This is a genomic window from Streptomyces xanthophaeus, from assembly GCF_000725805.1.
In the GTDB taxonomy this organism is placed as follows: Bacteria; Actinomycetota; Actinomycetes; order Streptomycetales; family Streptomycetaceae; genus Streptomyces; species Streptomyces xanthophaeus.
The window spans coordinates 67,681-82,006 of the sequence record NZ_JOFT01000013.1; the positions used below are offsets into that span (position 1 = coordinate 67,681).

Annotated in this window: 11 protein-coding genes and 1 pseudogene; 8 read left to right on the forward strand and 4 right to left on the reverse strand. The window is 70.6% G+C overall.

Annotated features, from left to right (window positions below; genetic code table 11):
• Window positions 1-25 precede the first annotated feature (25 nt).
• From IO30_RS0108110 to IO30_RS0108125, 3 genes are all read left to right on the forward strand, one after another.
• Entirely contained in the window at window positions 26-2,569 is a 2,544-nt protein-coding gene (locus IO30_RS0108110; RefSeq protein WP_031140754.1) for a sensor histidine kinase, read from the forward strand.
• A 730-nt stretch (window positions 2,570-3,299) separates the two neighbouring features.
• Entirely contained in the window at window positions 3,300-4,106 is an 807-nt protein-coding gene (locus IO30_RS0108115) for an SDR family NAD(P)-dependent oxidoreductase (RefSeq protein ID WP_031140755.1), read from the forward strand.
• Window positions 4,107-4,376: 270 nt separating this feature from the next.
• Window positions 4,377-4,916: a GNAT family N-acetyltransferase gene (locus IO30_RS0108125; RefSeq protein ID WP_245234110.1), complete on the forward strand. Its 540-nt coding sequence runs from the start codon at window positions 4,377-4,379 to the stop codon at window positions 4,914-4,916.
• A 37-nt stretch (window positions 4,917-4,953) separates the two neighbouring features.
• Here the strand turns inward: IO30_RS0108125 and IO30_RS0108130 are convergent, their stop codons facing one another.
• The gene (locus IO30_RS0108130; RefSeq protein ID WP_031140759.1) at window positions 4,954-5,640 is read right to left on the reverse strand and encodes a response regulator; all 687 of its coding nucleotides are present in this window, start codon (window positions 5,638-5,640) and stop codon (window positions 4,954-4,956) included.
• A 626-nt stretch (window positions 5,641-6,266) separates the two neighbouring features.
• On the opposite strand from IO30_RS0108130, the gene IO30_RS0108135 reads away from it, so the two are divergent.
• Entirely contained in the window at window positions 6,267-7,079 is an 813-nt protein-coding gene (locus tag IO30_RS0108135; RefSeq protein ID WP_031140762.1) for a GNAT family N-acetyltransferase, read from the forward strand.
• Between the two features lie 55 nt (window positions 7,080-7,134).
• Here IO30_RS0108135 and IO30_RS46835 read toward each other — a convergent pair whose 3' ends face one another.
• Window positions 7,135-7,515: a hypothetical protein gene (locus IO30_RS46835; protein ID WP_234321645.1), complete on the reverse strand. Its 381-nt coding sequence runs from the start codon at window positions 7,513-7,515 to the stop codon at window positions 7,135-7,137.
• 103 nt (window positions 7,516-7,618) lie between these two features.
• Window positions 7,619-8,011, reverse strand: a pseudogene (locus IO30_RS46840) (Na+/H+ antiporter); the annotation flags it as partial.
• A gap of 464 nt (window positions 8,012-8,475) precedes the next feature.
• Between IO30_RS46840 and kdpF the strand changes: the two are divergent.
• From kdpF to IO30_RS0108160, 4 genes are all read left to right on the forward strand, one after another.
• On the forward strand, window positions 8,476-8,565 hold the full coding sequence (kdpF, locus tag IO30_RS44455; RefSeq protein WP_107065056.1) for a K(+)-transporting ATPase subunit F: 90 nt from the start codon (window positions 8,476-8,478) through the stop codon (window positions 8,563-8,565).
• A 2-nt stretch (window positions 8,566-8,567) separates the two neighbouring features.
• Complete coding sequence (locus IO30_RS0108150; RefSeq protein WP_051902036.1) at window positions 8,568-11,147, forward strand: sensor histidine kinase; 2,580 nt, start codon at window positions 8,568-8,570, stop codon at window positions 11,145-11,147.
• Window positions 11,148-11,338: 191 nt separating this feature from the next.
• Window positions 11,339-11,662, forward strand: coding sequence for a hypothetical protein (locus tag IO30_RS0108155; protein WP_237403378.1), 324 nt, complete (start codon window positions 11,339-11,341; stop codon window positions 11,660-11,662).
• On the forward strand, window positions 11,662-12,819 hold the full coding sequence (locus IO30_RS0108160) for a hypothetical protein (RefSeq protein WP_051902038.1): 1,158 nt from the start codon (window positions 11,662-11,664) through the stop codon (window positions 12,817-12,819). The genes IO30_RS0108155 and IO30_RS0108160 overlap by 1 nt, the downstream gene beginning before the upstream one ends.
• Here the strand turns inward: IO30_RS0108160 and IO30_RS0108165 are convergent.
• Entirely contained in the window at window positions 12,743-14,275 is a 1,533-nt protein-coding gene (locus IO30_RS0108165) for a pyridoxal phosphate-dependent decarboxylase family protein (RefSeq protein ID WP_078904607.1), read from the reverse strand. The two genes, IO30_RS0108160 and IO30_RS0108165, sit on opposite strands and share 77 nt — an antisense overlap.
• Window positions 14,276-14,326 lie beyond the last annotated feature (51 nt).

The following is a 14,326-nucleotide window of genomic DNA, read 5'->3' on the forward strand; positions in this document are numbered from 1 at the left end:
GTCAGCAGAGAAGAAGAGTCGGAACATGGGACGCGGCAAGCTCCGCATCTACCTCGGCGCGGCACCGGGCGTCGGCAAGACGTACGCGATGCTCTCCGAAGCGCACCGCCGGATCGAGCGGGGCACCGACTGCGTCGTCGGCTTCGTCGAGCACCACAACCGGCCGCGCACCGAGGTGATGCTGCACGGCCTGGAACTCGTCGAACGGCGCGGGATCGAGTACCGGGGCAGCACCTTCACCGAGATGGACGTCGACGCGATCCTCGCCCGCCGCCCCGCCGTGGCTCTCGTCGACGAGCTCGCCCACACCAATGTCCCCGGCTCGCGCAATGCCAAGCGCTGGCAGGACGTCGAGGAACTCCTCCAGGCCGGCATCGACGTCGTGTCCACCGTCAACATCCAGCACCTCGAATCGCTGGGCGACGTGGTCGAGACGATCACCGGGGTGCGCCAGCGCGAGACCGTTCCCGACGAGGTCGCGCGCCGCGCCGACCAGATCGAGCTCGTCGACATGTCCCCGCAGGCCCTGCGCCGACGCATGGCACACGGCAACGTCTACAAGCCCGACAAGGTCGACGCCGCCCTGTCCAACTACTTCCGCCCCGGCAACCTCACCGCGCTGCGCGAGCTCGCGCTGCTCTGGGTCGCCGACCGGGTCGACGAGTACCTCCAGGAGTACCGCGGCGAGCACAACATCCGCTCCACCTGGCAGGCCCGCGAACGCATCGTCGTCGGCCTCACCGGCGGCCCCGAGGGGCGTCAGCTCATCCGACGCGCCGCACGCCTCGCCGAGAAGGGAGCGGGCGGCGAGGTGCTCGCCGTCTACATCGCCCGCAGCGACGGCCTCACCTCCGCCTCGCCCAAGGAACTGGCCGTTCAGCGCACCCTGGTCGAGGATCTGGGCGGCACGTTCCACCACGTGATAGGCGACAGCGTCCCCGACGCGCTCCTGGAGTTCGCCCGCGGCTGCAACGCCACCCAGATCGTGCTCGGCGTCAGCCGCAGGCGATCCTGGCAGTACGTATTCGGGCCGGGCGTGAGCGCCACGGTCGCCCGCGAATCCGGCCCCGACCTCGACGTCCACATCGTCACCCACGACGAGGCCGCCAAGGGCCGCGGCCTGCCGATCGCCCGCGGCGCACGGCTCGGCCGCTCCCGCATCGTCTGGGGCTGGCTGACCGGTATCGCCGGACCCGCGCTCCTCACCGTCCTGCTGAACCAGGTCATCCCGGACCTCGGACTCGCCAACGACATGCTGCTGTTCCTCACCTTCACGGTGGCGGCGGCCTTGCTGGGGGGCCTGCTCCCCGCACTGGCCTCAGCAGCGTTCGGATCGCTGCTCCTGAACTACTTCTTCACCCCGCCTCTGCACGAGTTCACCATCTCCGACCCGAAGAACATCGTCGCCATCGCGATCTTCGTCGGCGTCGCGGTGTCCGTCGCCTCGGTGGTCGACCTGGCCGCTCGGCGCACCCATCAGGCCGCCCGGCTGCGTGCCGAGTCCGAGATCCTCTCCTTCCTCGCCGGCAGCGTCCTGCGCGGCGAGGACTCCCTCGACGCCCTCCTCGAACGGCTCCGCGAGACCTTCGCCATGCAGTCGGTCGCACTCCTCGAACGGAGCAGTGAGGTCGACCCCTGGACCACGGCCTCGGCCGTCGGCACCGGCCCCGTCAGCCGACCCGAGAACGCGGACGTGGACCTGCCCATAGGCGACAACATGGCGCTCGCCCTCACGGGCCGGGTACTGCCCGCCGAGGACCGCCGCGTCCTCGGTGCCTTCGCCGCACAGGCCGCTGTCGTACTCGACCGCCAGCGCCTGGTCGACGAGGCGGGCAAGGCCAAGGAACTCGCCGAGGGCAACCGCATCCGCACCGCTCTGCTCGCCGCCGTCAGCCACGACCTGCGCACCCCGCTCGCCGGCATCAAGGCGTCTGTCACGTCCCTGCGCTCCGACGACGTCGACTGGTCCGACGACGACAAGGCCGAACTCCTCGAAGGCATCGAGGACGGCGCCGACCGCCTCGCCGCCCTGATCGGGAACCTCCTCGACATGTCCCGCCTCAACACCGGCACCGTCGTCCCCCTCATCCGGGAGACGGATCTCGACGAGGTCGTCCCGATGGCGCTGGGCGGCGTACCCGAGGACAGCGTGGACCTCGACATCCCCGAGACCCTCCCGATGGTCGCCGTGGACCGGGGCCTGCTGGAACGGGCCGTCGCCAACATCGTCGAGAACGCCGTCAAGTACAGCCCCCACGGACAGCCGGTCAACGTCACGGCCAGCGCCCTGCACGAGCGGGTGGAGCTCCGCGTCGTCGACCGGGGACCCGGCGTCCCCGACGAGGCCAAGGACCGGATCTTCGAGCCCTTCCAGCGCCACGGCGACGCGCCGCGCGGCGCCGGAGTCGGCCTCGGCCTCGCCGTCGCCCGCGGCTTCACCGAGGCCATCGGCGGCACTCTCACCGCCGAGGACACCCCCGGCGGCGGCCTCACCATGGTCATCACCCTCCCCATAGCAGGCGACGTCCCTCCGGTATCACCGGAACTCCCGACGTCTGCGGTCAGCTGACAACGAGGCGGCCGGCAGGACGACTCAGGCTCGCCGACCTGGGTCACCCCATGGCCACCTCATGGCCTGCGATCGTCTCCGTACCAGTCAGTGCAGCGGACCCGCGATTGCCCCCGCGTATGGGGTGCGGACCGAAACACGCGAGCCGTCCGGCCCCGGTATCCCCACACCGGAGAGCCGGACGGCTCATGTGTTGTGCGACGGGTGACCGACACACGGTCGCATCGGTCCGTACCCCCACGGTGGGACCATGCGCTGGGCCGGGCGATGTTCAGGTCACCGCCCACCAGCCGCGTGCCGCCGGTCCGTCGTCCGGCTCCGCCGCTCCACCAGTCTGCGCCGGGCAGAGAGCTCCGTCAGCACTCCTTGACGGGTTCCTTCCGCGCGAAAGTCGATCTTTGATGCTCCTCTGACGAAAGGTCATCAGAAGGTCGTCAAGAAGCCTCCGAGCGCTTGCCTCCGGGTCCCCGATGCGCTGGGATTGCGCCATGAACAGCGGTCCGCGCTATGACGATCGGCCACCGAATCCGGTGCAGCCGACGGCGCCCGCTGTCCGCCCGGCCTTCTGACTTCGGCCGCGCCTCTTCGGCGTACCTGCCATCAGCCCCCTGAAGGGCGCTGACCGAGGCCTCGTACGCATCCTCACCTTCACCGCATGGTCCGAGCCCACGCTCCCGCCTCTCGCTGGGGCGCCGGGCACTTCGGCCATGCCTGCTTCCAGGAATCCCACATGTCTTCATCCCTGTCCGGACGTACCGTCCTCGTCACCGGAGCCACCTCCGGCATCGGCTACGAGACCGCCCGCCAGCTCGCCGAGCGGGGCGCCACCGTCCTCCTCCACGGCCGCACGCCCGAGGACGCCCAGGCCGCCGCCGACCGACTCGTTGCCACCGCCGGTGTGGACGGCGCCCGTCTCCGGCCGCTCGCCGCCGACTTCGCCCGCCTGGAGGAGGTCGAGAACCTGGCCCACGCAGTCGTGCGGGAGCACGCGCGCCTGGACGTACTCGTCAACAACGCAGCCATCGCGGCCCCCGAGCGCCACACGCTCACCGTCGACGGCAACGAGGTCGCCTTCCAGGTCAACTTCCTCGCCCACTACCTCCTCACCAACCTCCTGGAGTCCGCCCTCACCACCGACCCCGGCGGGCGCGTCGTCAACGTCTCCTCCGCCCTCCACCGCACCGCGGCCATCCAGTGGAGCGACCCCAACCGGGAGCGCCGCTACTCACGGCTCGCCGCCTACGCGCAGTCGCAGCTGGCCCTGACCGTCTTCGCCTCCGACCCGCGCGTCACCGCCGTCTCCGTCCACCCCGGTGTCTGCGCGACCGGTCTCCTGCCGCTGTACGGGAACGAGGGCGAATCCGCCGCCGAGGGTGCCCAGCACGTCGTTCGTCTCTGCGACCCGGCCACCGAGATCGTCAACGGCGCCTACTACGACCGCTCCGAGCGCGCCGCCCCGGCCGCCGCCGCCACCGAGGACCGCACGATCAAGCGCCTCAACAAGCTCGCCGACCTTCTCGTCGGCCACACCGCCTGAAGGGATCCCGGCACATGTCCAAGCGCGCACGCAAGAAGAGGGCCCGCCGCAAGAAGGGCTCCAACCACGGCAGCAAGCCCTCCTGCTAGCCACCGGCCCATTCCGCGGGGCGGCCCTCCGAACAGGGCCGCCCCGCCTCCATGTCCCGACAAGGAGACCAATGATCAACCTGCCGTCCCACCGGGGCCCCGGGCGCGGCCCGCCCTGACCCAGCACGTACGGACCACCGAGGCCGGCCGCTGGTGGGTGGACCGCGTCATCCAGGCGCGCGTGATCGCCGCCGAATGCGGGGACCACGTGCTCCTGCGCGGAGACCCACAAGCCCTGGAGCCGAGGGATCTCACGGTCTTCGCAGACCGCTCCATAGAGGCTCCGAGCCGCTTCCTTCCGCTGATCGGGGCCGCGTTCGACCGGGACACGCACGCGCTCAGCGGCCTGCCGCCCGCGATGAGCGGGATCCACCGCACCTGGGGCGGCCCGGACGCCCTCGCACGCTCCGGCCATGCCTGGGCCGCCTTCCAGGGCGACCGCATCGTGGCCGTGGCCTGCACCTACTTCCTCGGCACCGCCTTCGAGGACGTCGTCTGCGTGACGGTGCCCGACCCGCGACTCCAGTACTTGGCTCTCGACTGCATCAACGCCTTGTCCTCGGACATCACGGCCCGCGGACACACCCCCAGCTGGACCTGCTCCGCGAGCAACCGCCCCGGCCGCTTGCTCGCCTGGACCGCAGGCTTACGTCCCGAGCTGGAGTACGCCCGCTACGCCGTCGGCAGGCCGACGGCAACCGGAAGAGTGGCGGCGGTCTGAGAGCCGGTCGGATGACGCCCCCGCCGGCTTCACGCGCTCACACCTCGAAGCGGTACCCCATGCCCGGGGCGGTGATCAGATGACGCGGCCGCGACGGGTCCGCTTCCAGCTTCCGCCGGAGGTGGGCCATGTACACCCGAAGGTAGTTGGTCTGCGTTCGGTGGGAGGAACCCCACACCTCCTGGAGCAGGCGCCGCTGGCTGACGAGCCGGCCCCGGTTGCGGATCAGGACCTCCAGCAGATGCCACTCCGTCGGCGTGAGCCTGATGTTCTTCCCTCCGCGCCTGGCCTTCTTCGCCAGCAGGTCGATGGTGAACTCGGCGGTCTCGACGACCGCTTCCTCCGTGGTGGTCGGCACCGGTGTCGGCGTGCGGCGGATGACGGCTCCCAGTCGGGCCAGCAGTTCATCCATGCTGAACGGCTTGGTGACGTAGTCGTCGGCGCCCGCGTCCAGGGCCCGGATCTTCTCCTCGGAGCCGTGGCGGGCGGAGACCACCAGGACCGGCACCTGCGACCATCCGCGCAGTTGCTTGATCACGTCGATGCCGTCCATGTCCGGCAGCCCGAGGTCGAGCAGGACCACGTCCGGGCGGCGGGCCGCCACGGCGTCCAGGGCCGCACCCCCGTCCTGGGCGGAGTCCACTTCGTACTTCCGCGCCTTCAGATTGATGACCAGCAACCGAGCCAGCTGCGGTTCGTCATCCACCACCAGCACCCGGGTCATCGGCGTGCCGCCTTCCTGTCGTACGTCCCCTGGCAATCCGGCCATCGTGAGCCGGCGATGAGCTTCGGACAGGGCAGTCAACCAGAGGAAACAGCGGTCATCGGCCGCCTCAGCAGGCGCTGACGACGTCCATACGACCATGGGCGCTGCTTTGACGTCCTTCTTACGGCGCGACTCGCACGGCGGGCAGGGCACGAGCCGCATACGACGGCGAACAGGGCGGACGGAGCCCCGGCGCGACCACACCCGTGACCGGGTCGACGTTCCGCATCAGAGCTGTGTCAAGGACTCGCAGACCTCCTTGAGCCCCGCCCCGCGAACCAGTTGGATGAGCGATGTGAACAGCGCTCTGCGTCATGACGACCGGCCGCCGCATACGGTGCACCCGGCCCCGCACGCTGCTCACCTGCCGGTGCGCTGACGCACCGCCCCATCCGCGGCCGCCCGCCCCCGCCCGTTGCGCGGGCGGCCGCTTCCGCCCCGCGCCTGCCCCCGCTCCGGGTCGGCGCGGGGCCCCATCCATCGCATTCTCCGGTTCGCCCGCCCGATCGGCGATCGGACCCGCATGCCCGCATGGGCCGCCCTCCTCCCCTGCTCGCACAGCCGTGCACCCTCTGGAGAACTTCGTGATCGAAATCGCACCGCGGCACCTTCCGGCCCTGAGCCGCTGGTTCCCCACGGGCTCGCCCGGTCCCGGCACCCTTGCCGAGCACGTGCTGACCACGGGTGTCGGCCACTGGTGGGCCGACCGCCCCGATCAACCCCGCGTCCTCGCCGTCAGCTGCGCGGACCACGTGCTGCTGCGCGGCGACCCGAGCGTCCTCGCACCGGACTCGTTGAAGCAGTTCGCCGGCCAGTACGTCGAAACTCCCGCGCGCTTCCGGCCCGCGCTCGGCCCCGCCTTCGAACGCGTCGTCCCCTGGGAACGGATGCTGTACGTCCACCAGACCCAGGTGACTCCCACCCGCCCGCCGCGCGGCGTCACGGTGAGACGCTTGACGTCCGGGGACGCTGCGGCGTTGGCCGAACTGCACTCCGGGAACGCCTGGATCCACGCCAGCTGGGGCGGGGCCTCCGGCCTCGCCGCCTCCGGCCACGGCTGGGCCGCGTTCGCCAAGGGCCGGATCCTGTCCGTCGCCTGCACCTACTTCCTCGGCAGCGCCTACGAGGACATCGCGGTCGTCACCGTGCCGGATCGCCGCCGCGAACTCCCCCAGCTACCGCTGGGAGGGGCCCCCACCGCGCTGGCCTGTGTCGCCGGCCTGACGGCTGACATCCAGGCCCGTGGACACACGGCGAGCTGGTGCTGCTCGCGCGACAACCGGCCCAGCCGGCTGCTGGCCTGGACGGGCGGCTTCCGGCTGACCCGCGAATACGTCCACCACGCCACCGGACGCGCCGTGGCATCCGAGGCCCGGGCAACGCCGGTACCCGCGTAGCCGGGCTCGCCGTGCCCGTTCCGCAACGCGCGGCGTCAGTGCTGGGGAGCACGGCTCAGGTCACCAGGTCCAGCCGCGCCTCCTCCAGGTCCAGTGAGCGCTGCAGCCGTTGACGGGTGGTGTCGCTGATGTGGTGTTCGTCGTAGAGCCGCTGGAGTTCGACGGCCTCCACCCGGATCAGGTCGCGGCGCAGCAGCCGGTAGACATGGTCTGCGGACTCCGCCAGGTCGGCTTCATCCAAGCGGTCGCGGGCATGGTCGAGGCGGGCCTGCAGGCTGCGTCGCAAACGGTCCGCCACGACGTCCCGTACGGCTTCGATGTCGGACATCTCGTCCAGGCGGCGGATCCCGGCGGTGGCAAGGCTGCACCGGGCGGATGCCTCCTCGCGTTCGGTGTGGTCCGGTTCGAGGGCGATGCCGGAGCGGCGGAACCACATCGGCCAGGGTGAAGCCCTGGGCGACCAGGGTGACGACCACCACCGATGTGGTCAGTACGAGGACGAGCGGGCGCCGGCCCAGCAGGCTGCCGTCGCACGGCGATCAGGGTCGTGGCGACGACGAGGGCGTACAGGGGCAGAGCCGGTCGGCTTCGGTCAGCGCCGCGACCTGTCCGGGCAGGGTGAGGCCGATGAGGCTGAAGACGACGCTCTCCAGCAGGAAGACAACGGCGCCGTTGACGGCGTGCAGCTGGATCCGTATGCGGGCGTTGGTGAACGGGTCCGCCTGACCGGCGAGCACGACGCCCGCCACCACGCCCCCGGTCGGGACGCTGCCGCCGGCGAGCAGCGCGAACTCGGTTCCCGCGGCCTGCCAGGACACCCCGGCGGAGGCCGCGGCGACGACCACCGCGACTCGGAAGAGCACGAGCGACGTCGCGTCGTTGAAGAGGCTCTCGGCCCGTACCAGGACCTGGACCCGGGGCGGCAGAGCGAGACGGCGGCCGAGCGCAGTGACGGCGACCGGGTCCGTGCTCGCGAGGACGGCACCCGGGAACCAGCGCCATCTGCCAGGTCAGCAGAGTGAGCGATCATTTCGGGCTGACCCGTATCGGCGGAGTACCCGGTGTCAGCGCGACGGCGAGGCCCGCCACAACGAGCAGTGAGGGCGCGGGAATCCGCCAGCGCCGGGCGCCTGTGGCCACGACCGTGGCCAGCACCACGAGGAACAAGATCGTACCGACACTGCGCATGACGCCCCCACCGAGTCGACGCAGGCCACGCGGCCCACGACGCCGACCAGGCTTCCCGGCACACCGCCTTCACTGTCGTCCTCCTCCCCGTCAATGCACCGTCAAAGTCCCAGCGGAGGGGCGTAAGGAGTGCGTCAGGAGCGTTCTCCTCACTGCATCACTGGTGTTCGCTGGTGAGGTCGAGGGCGCACGGAGGAGTCGGGTACGGGTGAGCACGGAAACGGTCGTAGGCATCATCGTCGCGGTCTGTCTGGTCGGCTATTTGGTCCTGGCGTTGTTCTTCCCGGAGAAGTTCTGACGATGACGTCCACGCACGGGGCCGCCCCGGAGGCGGAGGCCGGACCGCGGCCCGTCGTGCCGCCCGGCAGGCTCAAGGTCTTTCTGGGCGCGGCCCCCGGAGTCGGCAAGACGTACCGGATGCTCGACGAGGCCCACCGCCGGGCTGCCCGTGGCGCGGATGTGGTGGCCGGCTTCGTGGAATGCCACCGGCGCCGGCACACCGAGGCGAGGCTCGTCGGTCTGGAGACCCTGCCCCTGGCCGCCCTCGAGTACCGCGGTGCCCGGTACGCCGAACTGGACGGGGAGGCGCTGCAGGCCAGACGGCCGCAGGTGGTACTGATCGATGAACTCGCCCACACCAACGTCCCCGGGGGCGGGCGCCATCCGAAGCGCTGGCAGGACGTCAAGGACATCCTCGCCGCCGGAATCGACGTCGTGACCACGCTCAACATCCAGCATCTGGAATCGCTCAGCGACGTCGTCGAGAAGATCACCGGGGTGCCGCAGCGGGAGACCGTTCCCGACGAGTTCGTGCGCCGCGCCCACGAGATCGAGCTGGTCGACATACCGCCCGAGGGGCTGCGGCGCCGGATGGCGCACGGCAACATCTATCCGCCGGAGCGGATCGATGCCTCGCTGGCGAACTACTTCCGTCCGGGCAACCTCATCGCGCTGCGGGAGCTGGCACTTCTGTGGCTGGCGGGGCGTGTGGACGAGGCTCTCCACAAGTACCGCACCGAGCACGGCATCGGGGACGTCTGGGAGACCCGGGAGAGGGTCGTGGTGGCTCTCACCGGTGGCCCGGAGGGTGAAACCCTCATCCGCCGCGCGGCACGCATCGCGGGCCGGTCCGCCGGTGGCGAGCTGCTCGCCGTGCACGTCGCCCGGAGCGACGGGCTCGCCGCCGGCGTCTCGCATGCGGAGCTGGCCGGACAAAGGGCCCTTGTCGAGGGCCTCGGCGGCAGCTACCACTCCGTCGTCGGCGACGAAGTACCCACCGCCCTGGTGGACTTCGCCATGGTGGAGAACGCCACCCAACTGGTCCTCGGTACGAGCCGCCGCCGTCGGCTGGAACGATTCCTCACCGGCCGGGGCATCGGCGAGACCGTCGTGGCGCTCTCGGAGGACATCGACGTCCACATGGTCACGCACGAGCGGGCGGGCCATGGCCGGCTGCTCCCCTCCCGACGCCGTACGCTCCCCACGTCCCGCCTCATCGCCGGACCGGTGGCAGCCCTGCTGCTCCCCTTACTGCTCACCGTCACCCTCGATCGGATGCGCGGCACGCTGAACCTCACCAGCGAGGCGCTGTTGTTCCTCGTGGCCGTCGTGGGCGTGGCCTGCATCGGCGGGGTGATCTCCGCTCTGATCGCGGCGCTCACCGCTGCCCTGCTCCTGAACTACTGGTTCATGGCGCCCGTGGGCGAGTTCACCATGAACGACCCGGACAGTGTGCTGGCGCTGGTGGTCTTCGCCGTCGTCGCCGCCACCGTGGCAGCCGCGGCGGACAGGTCCCTGCGCCTCTCCCGCCGTGCCGCGCGGGCCACGGCGGAAGCGGAGACGATGTCGTCGCTCGCGGGCAGCATCGTCCGCGGCGACCAGACGATTCCGGCCTTGCTGGAGCGTACGCGGGAGACCTTCGGTATGGACACTGTCGAATTGGCTCCCGAAGCCCCCGGCACGGGTGCGGGAAAGGACAGCGGACTCCGTGCCCGCGGCGAGGCGGACCCCGCCCTTGCGGTAGCGGCCGGGCCCGAGGCCTTCCTCGTCCTGCGCGGCCGTACGCTGCCGTCCTCCGAGCACCGCGTGCTGGCCGCTTTCGCCGCGCATGTCGGCGCAGCGGTCGAGCGGGCCCGGCTGGCCGAGGCCGCCGCCGAGGTCGAACCCATCAAGGCCGCCGACCGCCTGCGCACCGCCCTGCTCCGAGCCGTGAGCCACGACCTGCGGACCCCCTTGGCAGGGGCGCTGGCCTCGGTCAGCTCGCTGCGCAACCAGGATGTCGAGTTCTCCGCCGAGGACCGCGCGGAACTCCTGGCGTCCGCCGAGGTGTCCCTGAACCGGCTCAACCGCCTGGTGGAAAACCTGCTCGACCTCAGCCGCCTGCAAGCCGGCGCGCTCACGCTCGACCTGCGGGCCACCACGCTGGAGGAGGTCCTGCCGGCCGCACTGGACTCGCTGGACCTGACGCCCGGGAGCGGACCCGCCGTCGATGTGCAGAACCTCGAATCGGTACCGGCGCTTCACGCCGATCCGCCCCTGCTCGAACGGGTACTGGCCAACCTCGTCGGCAACGCGGTCCGCCACGCACCCTCGGACCGCCCGGTGCTGGTGACCGCCAGCGCCCTGGCCGGGCGGGTCGACATAAGGATCGCCGACCGCGGCCCAGGGATCGCCACCGACGACCGCGAGCGCGCCTTCGAGCCCTTCCAGCGCCTCGGCGACCGCGACAACACCGCCGGACTCGGGCTCGGGCTCGCCCTGGCCAGGGGACTCACCGAGGCGATGGACGGCACGCTCACCCCCGAGGACACCCCGGGAGGAGGACTGACCATGGTCCTGTCCTTGCCCGTTGCCACCGAGGTGACAGCAGGGCGGCCCTGACCGCGTGTCCTCACCCCGGTCATTTCGGACCCGGCCCGGTCCGGTCAAGTCATCTTCACCATGGGGGTCTTATGTCATTCGATGAGGAATGGGCAGAGCTGAGGTCAGCGGCCGCCCAGAACCGGACTGCGATGCGGCTCGATCAGCTGGATCCCCGAGGAGGCGGCGGACCGGGGCCACAGGGGGATCTGGTGGTCGCCCGGAAGGACCTGGCGGCAATCGGCGATGCGGCATTCACACTGCGGCAGAGGCTCGCCACCGACGGGGACCACGCCAAGGCGAGCACGCACGAGGCGGCAGGCACCCTGAAGAAGGACTTCGCCCTGGGCGCCGCCCTCTCGACGGTCGCGGAGAAGTGGCACGACCAGGTCGGCACCTTGCTGGATGCCTGCGCCCACGTCTCCAACCACCTGGACTACACACAGAAGGCCCATGCGGGCGACGCGTACTGGCTTGCCACGCAGTTCAAGTTCGGCGCCCTGGACAAGGGCTTCGAGGAAGGGGCGCAGCGCTGATGGATCTGGACGCATTGCGTTTCGCGGACTTCTCGAAGCTGTCCACCGCGGTGGCCGACTGGACGGCCATGGCCACGAAGCTGTGGGAGTTGGAGCCGGATGCCCGAGGCGACCTCGGCGGGAAGGCGGCCAAGGCCGAATGGGCGGGCGTGAATGCGACCGTGACCCGGGAGTTCATCGGCAAGACCGCCAAGGAATTCAGCGACGCCGCCACCGAGGCCACCAGCATCGGAAACATCCTGCGGGACACCCACAGCGAGCTCGTCGACTACAAGAAGCGGCTGAACGAGGCCATTTCACGCGGCCTGGAAAAGAACCTGACCGTGGTTCCGACGGGTGGCGGGTTCACCGTCACCATGAACGTCCACCCCGACCGTGCGGTCAAGGGCACCACTGTGCCCGAGCACACCGAGGCCGACGCCACCGCCTTGCGCGACGAAGTGCAGAGGATTCTGGAAGGGGCGACCGAGAGCGACACGACTGCGGCACGGGCTCTGACGATGCTGGTCCGCCAGACCCCGTACGGGTTCTCCGACGCCGCCTACTACGACCGAGACCAGGCCGCGAACGCCGTGAAGGACGCCGACCGGGTCGCGAAACTCCTGGGTACCAAGGGTGACGGCATGTCCCCGGAGGAGTTCGACATGCTCAACCGCGACGTCGCCAAGTACAAGGACGACCGGCTCTTCCAGGAGAAACTGGCCACCACGATCGGCCCGCGCGGCCTGCTCGACTTCTGGGCCGACCTGGCCGATCCCTCCGACGGCGGCACCCTGCAGCGCTCACGCCATGACCAGCTCGGAGACTTCCAGCGCAACCTCTCCCTCACCCTGGCGGGCGCCACCCGGTCCGACAGCCCGGCCATGCACACCTGGGAGAACGACATGGTCAAGCTGGGCGAGGAGCGCATCCAGACTCGCGGCAGCCAGGTCTGCGGCTACCAGGTGATGAGCAGCCTCATGCGCAGCGGTGACGGGGACAACCGCTTCTTGCAGGACTACGGCAACGCGCTCGTCGCGACCGAGAAGAAGAGGGAGAGACTGGGACCTGACCGGACTCCGCGGGCACCAGAGGCTGTGATCACCGTTTGCTCGGACCGCCGTTCACCGGGGTCGGCGGGTGGTCCTGGGTGTCGGCGGCGTGGAGGACTTCGCTGATCAGGAGGTCGAGGTCGTCGGTGGTGGTCCTGTAGTTGCACATGCACGCACGGAGGACGGTGCGGCCTCGCGTGGCGACGGTGGCGAGGTAGGCGCGTCCGTTGTCCTGTACGCGGCGTGCGACGGCGGTGTGAAGGGTGTCCGGGTCTCCCTCGCCGGGGTCGGCGATGCGGAAGCAGACAACCGGCCAGGGACCGCCGGCCACGAGTTGGAGCCGGGGTTCCGCGGAGATCCTGTCGCGTAGCTGGTCGGCGAGTGTGAGGTAGTGCTCGATCAGGGTGGTGACGCCCCCGCGCCCGAGGTGGTTGAGGGTGGCCCACAGGGCCAGGGCCCGGGTGCCGGGCCGGGTCAGCTCGATGGTGGCGTGGGAGAGCCAGGGCTGGGCGTCCTGTTCGCCCGGGGTGAGGTAGGAGGCATGGTGGGCGAAGGCCGTGTGCAGGTGCTCGGGGTCGGGGACCAGGAGGGCTCCGCAGCCCACTGGCACGCTGAGCGTCTTGTGCGGGTCCACGGTCAGGGAGTCGACGCCTCCGATGCCCTGGTAGAGGGGGGCCAAGGCGGGGACGGCGGCTCCGAGGCCGCCCCAGGCGCCGTCGGCGTGGTGCCACATCCCGGTGTTCCGGCACAGGTCGGTGACGGGTTCGAGGGGATCGACGGCGCCGGTGGCGGTGGTGCCGAGTGTGGTGACGGTGCAGAAGGGCAGCAGGCCCGCGTCCAAGTCGGCGGTGACCGCGGCGCGCAGCGCGGCGGGGTCCAGGCGGTCGTACGCGTCGGTGGGGACGGGCCGAAGCCGGTGGGCCGGCAGACCGATGCAGGCGGCGGCCTTGGTGACGGACATGTGCGCCTGGGCGCTGTAGTAGAGGGTGAGGCGGGCGTGGTCGCGGTCGTAGGCGGGGCCGTCGCCGGAACCGCGGCGGGTGAGGAACCAGGTGCGGGCGGTGGCCAGGGCGAGCATGTTGGCCATGGAGCCGCCGCTGGTCAGGACTCCGCCCGTGGTGTCGGGCAGCCCGGCCAGGCCGGCGAGCATGCGGACGGTGCCGCGTTCCAGGTCCATGAGGGCGTTCTCGCCCATTCCGCAGGTCGCGTTGATGGCGGAGGCCAGCAGTTCCGCGACGAGACCGGCGGGTGCGGGTGGGGAGTTGACCCAGGCGAAGAACGCGGGGTGTCCGTTGCCGGTGGGATGCGGGGCGATCTCGTCCCGTACGAAGTCCAGTACCCGTCCCAGTTCTTGACCAGTCTCGGCGAGCGACACCTCGCGCAACCGCGCCCGGTGGGCCGGAGCCATGGGACGGGACACCGCGTTCGCCGGGAGGTCGGTCAGGTACTGGGACACCCACTCCGCCGCGAAGACGAGCTCGTCCCGCAGCGTCTTCGGGTGTACCGAGGGCAGCAGGTGCCCCAGGGGCGAAACGGTGTCCTTGTACTGGGCCGGTTCCAGGTAAGGCGAGTTGTGGGCCATGGCGGCGGAAAAACCCTTCGTCGTCACAAGGCCCCAGGTCAACGCACCAAG

Excerpts from the sequence above, each read along its gene's own strand:
- IO30_RS0108130 (WP_031140759.1), bottom strand. The coding sequence starts at position 5,640 with ATGACCCGGGTGCTGGTGGTGGATGACGAACCGCAGCTGGCTCGGTTG.
- IO30_RS0108115 (WP_031140755.1), top strand. The coding sequence starts at position 3,300 with ATGTCTTCATCCCTGTCCGGACGTACCGTCCTCGTCACCGGAGCCACC.
- IO30_RS0108165 (WP_078904607.1), bottom strand. The coding sequence starts at position 14,275 with ATGGCCCACAACTCGCCTTACCTGGAACCGGCCCAGTACAAGGACACC.
- IO30_RS0108160 (WP_051902038.1), top strand. The coding sequence starts at position 11,662 with ATGGATCTGGACGCATTGCGTTTCGCGGACTTCTCGAAGCTGTCCACC.
- IO30_RS0108150 (WP_051902036.1), top strand. The coding sequence starts at position 8,568 with ATGACGTCCACGCACGGGGCCGCCCCGGAGGCGGAGGCCGGACCGCGG.
- IO30_RS46835 (WP_234321645.1), bottom strand. The coding sequence starts at position 7,515 with ATGTGGTTCCGCCGCTCCGGCATCGCCCTCGAACCGGACCACACCGAA.
- IO30_RS0108110 (WP_031140754.1), top strand. The coding sequence starts at position 26 with ATGGGACGCGGCAAGCTCCGCATCTACCTCGGCGCGGCACCGGGCGTC.